Origin of the sequence: Microcoleus sp. BM001215392 (assembly GCF_036700185.1) — a bacterium.
In the GTDB taxonomy this organism is placed as follows: domain Bacteria; phylum Cyanobacteriota; class Cyanobacteriia; order Cyanobacteriales; family Microcoleaceae; genus Microcoleus.
This window is the reverse complement of the sequence record NZ_JAUBOJ010000502.1, coordinates 1-4462: the sequence shown is the minus strand read 5'-3', so window position 1 is coordinate 4462 and position 4462 is coordinate 1. Positions and strand designations below refer to the sequence as shown.

The window sequence follows — 4462 nt, the reverse complement described above, 5'->3', positions numbered from 1 at the left end:
ATATGGGATTATAACTAATAACTTATATGCGGTCATGCTTCTTCCGGCTTCAAAACCCAGATACACCCCTTGAACTCATTTAGACCTTCATAACCGGGTTTTTGGTGAGTCTCGCAGCTTTGATGAAAGATTTTGATAAAAACCCCGTTTTTGACCGCCCGTACCTCCAAAGCTATTTAAGATGCTTGTTTGTGTCCCATTTTCAGAAAGATAGTTTCTAAGTCTTCTTGAGTGCAGTGAAATTCGGTGAGAGGAATATTAGCATTGACGAGCGATCGCAATAAATTTGCTGCATCTTCCCGGCTTCCTGAAAAATGAACGCATACCTGATTAGTTTCCGGCACTATTTCCCAACTTTCAACCCAAGGAAAGTTTTTGAGTTCGGATGTCAGTGCTTCTAAATTGCCCAAAGTTGACAGGAAAATTTGCTGTTTCCCGAGGCGTTTGTAAAGTTCTTGCAAAGGGGCACTTTCCACAAGATAACCCAATTCCATAATCCCTACCCAGGTGCAAAGTTCCGCTAAATCGCTGAGAACGTGGGATGATATGACTACGGTCATGCCGGCTTGTTGCAAGGATTTGATGATTTCGCGAAATTGCGATCGCGCGATCGGATCTAAACCCGAAACTGGTTCGTCTAACAGCAGCAGCAGCGGTTCGTGAATAATCGTGCGCCCCAAACTCAGGCGCTGCTTCATTCCCCGCGACAGAGTTGAAATTAAGCTGTTGCGCTTGTTGGTTAATTGTACGAGTTCTAAAACTGCATAGATGCGCTCTCGGCGGCGAGGTTGCCGCAAGTTGTACAATCGGGCAAAGTAATCTAAATAATCCCAAACAGTCAAATCGTCGTAAAGGGGAAAGTCGTCGGGAAGAAAGCCGATGTGCTGTTTGAGAGTGGGGTTAGATCGATCGCGCAACAAAGGACTACCGTTGATGTAAATCTCCCCTGTAGTCGGTTCTTCGGCGGCGGCCAACATTCGCAGCAACGTAGTTTTTCCCGCACCGTTGGGGCCGATGAGGCCGCAGATTTCCCCGGCGCCGACTTGCAAGTCGATGTCATTAACGGCAATATGGCGATCGAATTGTTTGGTAAGTCCGCGAGTGTCTATTGCTAATTCTTTTGCCATAGTTAAAAGGCGAGTGAAATTGGCTGCGGTTTGTCTGTAGCTCGGAAGTTTAAGCTTGTAGCTAGCTTAGCCTTTTGATACAGCAGTTGTCAGGGGGATTGCGGAAAATTAACAGTTAAGTTTTAACATCAATCTTATAACAATTATTAAAAGTTGCTCCTGGTAGGGCCGGAAACTGCTATGGCGTTTCCCTACAGATACTTGCCTACAATGTATATGTATTCATATTTTTGGAATTGGTAGGATAACTCATAAAAAAAATGAAAACTCACTTATAGCAGCGCCAGATCCTTCAAGCAACGGCGCGTTAACTCGATTCTGGCGGCTGGGTCATTTTTGCTGCGGATGTCAATGTTTGTGGCAAAAAAGTAAACATTTTTATTCTGCTCTAAATAACCGACATACCAGCCAATTTGAGGTGCTGTTTGTTCTCCAAAGCCTACTAAACCTGTCTTTGCCCTCATTGTATAATCGGGAGTTTGTTCGACAATCATGATATCTTTAACCACAGAGAGCGATCGCTCCGAGAAGGGTAACTCGTTTTTGTAGAGACGGCGCAGAAATTGAATTTGCTCGTTGGGTGCGATTCGCAGTTCTCCGCTCAACCAGAATTTGTCAATATCCTGTTTGTTACCAATTTTTTGGTTGCCATAACCGACTTTAGCAACCCATTTTTGCATTTGCTCGTAACCGACGCGGCGCGCGAGAACTTGGTAAAACCAAACGGCGGAAAGTTTGATGGCTTCTTTCATATTCAAGTCTCGATTCCAGGCGGGAATTTGCCTTTCAATTCCATCCCAAGTTAGCACCGCAAGTTCATTGGAAATTACGCCAGTTTCTAAGGAAATTAGAGAGTTGAGAATTTTAAATGTCGATGCGGGTAAAAATGCTGTCCTGTTGCGCTGCGGGTTGTGTTCGTAAAGCCGATCGCCCTTTAAGTCGTAAATGGCGATCGCCCCTTCAACCCCTAATTCTTGAAAGTGCCGTCCAAAATTCACTGTTTGAGCGATATCTCCTGGGCCGCGCAGAGATTCCAGCACAGGAGTTGGCGCGGTTAAGGCCGATCGCGATGGCTGAACTAAAACAGCAGTAATGCAGGCGAATACAATTACAATCAGAGCGATCGCACGAGATATTCTGTTCATAAACTTCGATAATTTTGGTGCATTTAATTTTTGCAAATATATTCGTAGGGGCGAAGCATTTCGGCAGTAAATCTTTGGTTGTCACTAACAAATTGTCTGTCGAAATGCTTCGCCCTTGCACTCATAGAGATGCACCAGATAATTTAGATTGGTTAGCGAAATCACAGACAGTAATTTTAGACAATCTATAGACTTGTAAGTAAGGTGCGTCAGACTTAGGCTGCGTGCGAAATAATTAGATTGTGGGCTTGACGCACCCTACAATATATGTGTTAGTTGTGTAAGTCATCAACTACAAAACTGCCATAACAATTAAGGCTACTAAGCAGCTTAACTGAATCCCTAAGCTCAAAATCCGAAACTGTGGATCGAGGCCAGCAATGTGAACTACTGAATGCACCAGCCGAAATACGATGTACGCAACAATCAGCGAATCTACGGCTATTCCAGAGACGCCCCTAACTGTGAGCAGGAAAACAACTCCCAAATACAAAGGCAGGTTTTCTATCAAGTTGGATTGTACTCGAAATAGCCGCCACAGCAAGCTTTCATCGTTTTGTGTACCGAAATCTTTGGGAGATCCGCCCGCAGATAGATGTCTAATCCTGACTGCTATGAGGCTGATGACAATTGCGATCGTCCACAGGATGAAAATTACTAAACCCCAGAGAGGGACGGTCATATTTGTCGGTTGAATTTGCATCATTTTTCTAGCTTGCGAAACTGCTGCTAATATTATGTGCTGTCAATTAGAGTAATAAAAAACGGAACGCACGTGCGTCGGGAGTGTCCTCCGCATCAGAGCGAACCCAAGTCCGCACTAAAAACCAATCTGATTGTGGTTAATGGATCGGACACGATATAAATCTAAAATCTACAATTTACAATCGACTGAGGGGCGCACCATTCGATCGAGCAAATGTTCGATCGCACTTGGGAGATTTTCGCAAAAACCAGTGTGTACCCTTGATGTTTGAACGATCGTGCTGCGGGGCGCGACAAGCCAGTGAAAGCGCTCTCGGTGGGGAAGTTGACCGATCGCGCCAGACTCCTTAGTGCCCGCACAAATCACAGGAATGACGGCTAGGTGGTTGCGAATCAGTTCCAGATCCAAGGTTGAGTCGATCGCCCTCAAGCGCCTTTCGTCAATTTCGATGCGGGCTTCGAGGAATTTTTTTGCACCGCAAGAAACAATAACACCGACGTTGACAAACTCTTCGCGCTCGACTTTAGGAACCACGCGGATAATCGCATAATCATACAAACATCGATCGGGCACTAATCGCTTCCTCCAAAAAAATATGCGTTGATTCTAGTCGGTTTAGCAAATACTCAATATAAGCATCTCGATGCTGGTTGCTATTGCTAAAAGGGGAATTTTCAACCAGCCAACTATCAGGAATTAGTTCAACAATGCTGCGAATAATTGCTGGCGTTAGGAGCTGAGTCATTTTTAAATCTGCCGCTTCCAACCTGTTCGCAAAGCGCAGCAAAACGTGGTCTTTGATGGCGGGGAAACGATCGCGGCTGCGGGAGAGATAATCTTTCCAAGTATGTTGGAAGTAGAGGGCCGCCCCGTGATCGATCAGCCAAAGTTGCCGGTGCCATACCAGCATATTTGCATTGCGCGGCGTGCGATCGATATTGGTGACAAAAGCGTCAAACCAAACGATTTCCGAGGCCAGATCCGCATCGGATTTGCCCGCTACCGGGTCAAAAGTGATGGAACCGGGGAGATAGTCGAGGGCGAGGTTGAGGCCGGAACTCGCGCGAATTAAATCTTGAATTTCAGGATCTGGCTCCGTGCGTGCGAGTTCCGGATCGAGTTCCACAAACACGAGTTCGGGGATTGGTAGCCCGCAAGCGCGCGCAATTTCCCCCGCTACGAGCTCTGCGATCAAAGATTTTACTCCCTGGCCCGCACCGCGAAATTTGAGCACGTACATACCATCATCGTCTGCTTCGACGATCGCCGGTAGCGAGCCGCCCTCGCGCAAGGGAGTAACATATCTGGTAGCAGTGACTGTTCGCAAGCTGAGACTCATGCTATTTTGGATTTTGGATTTTGGATTTTGGATTTTGGATTTTGGATTGAATAATTGGCTATGACTGATTCGGGTGCATCTCATTTTTGGAAATATACTCGTAGGGGCTCTCGCATTTCGGCAGTAAATCTCTGATTCTCACTCA

Annotated in this window: 5 protein-coding genes; all 5 read right to left on the bottom strand. The window is 45.9% G+C overall.

Annotated elements, in window-relative coordinates; translation table 11 throughout:
• Nucleotides 1-176: 176 nt before the first annotated feature.
• Entirely contained in the window at nt 177-1127 is a 951-nt protein-coding gene (locus QT974_RS31555) for an ABC transporter ATP-binding protein (RefSeq protein ID WP_333472316.1), read from the bottom strand.
• A 272-nt stretch (nt 1128-1399) separates the two neighbouring features.
• Entirely contained in the window at nt 1400-2272 is an 873-nt protein-coding gene (gene blaOXA / locus QT974_RS31550; RefSeq protein WP_333472315.1) for a class D beta-lactamase, read from the bottom strand.
• A 292-nt stretch (nt 2273-2564) separates the two neighbouring features.
• Entirely contained in the window at nt 2565-2978 is a 414-nt protein-coding gene (locus QT974_RS31545; RefSeq protein WP_333472314.1) for an MAPEG family protein, read from the bottom strand.
• A 168-nt stretch (nt 2979-3146) separates the two neighbouring features.
• Nucleotides 3147-3551 carry a DUF3037 domain-containing protein gene (locus tag QT974_RS31540; RefSeq protein WP_333472313.1) on the bottom strand — a complete coding sequence of 135 codons (405 nt, stop codon included), beginning with the start codon at nt 3549-3551 and terminating at the stop codon, nt 3147-3149.
• Nucleotides 3529-4317 (bottom strand): HipA family kinase, encoded by a 789-nt coding sequence (locus QT974_RS31535; RefSeq protein WP_333472312.1) that lies wholly within the window; start codon nt 4315-4317, stop codon nt 3529-3531. Before QT974_RS31535 ends, QT974_RS31540 begins: the two co-directional genes overlap by 23 nt.
• Nucleotides 4318-4462 lie beyond the last annotated feature (145 nt).

Bases quoted from the DNA above. Each gene is read 5' to 3' on its own strand.
- blaOXA (WP_333472315.1), bottom strand. From the start codon at position 2,272: ATGAACAGAATATCTCGTGCGATCGCTCTGATTGTAATTGTATTCGCC.
- QT974_RS31535 (WP_333472312.1), bottom strand. From the start codon at position 4,317: ATGAGTCTCAGCTTGCGAACAGTCACTGCTACCAGATATGTTACTCCC.
- QT974_RS31555 (WP_333472316.1), bottom strand. From the start codon at position 1,127: ATGGCAAAAGAATTAGCAATAGACACTCGCGGACTTACCAAACAATTC.
- QT974_RS31545 (WP_333472314.1), bottom strand. From the start codon at position 2,978: ATGATGCAAATTCAACCGACAAATATGACCGTCCCTCTCTGGGGTTTA.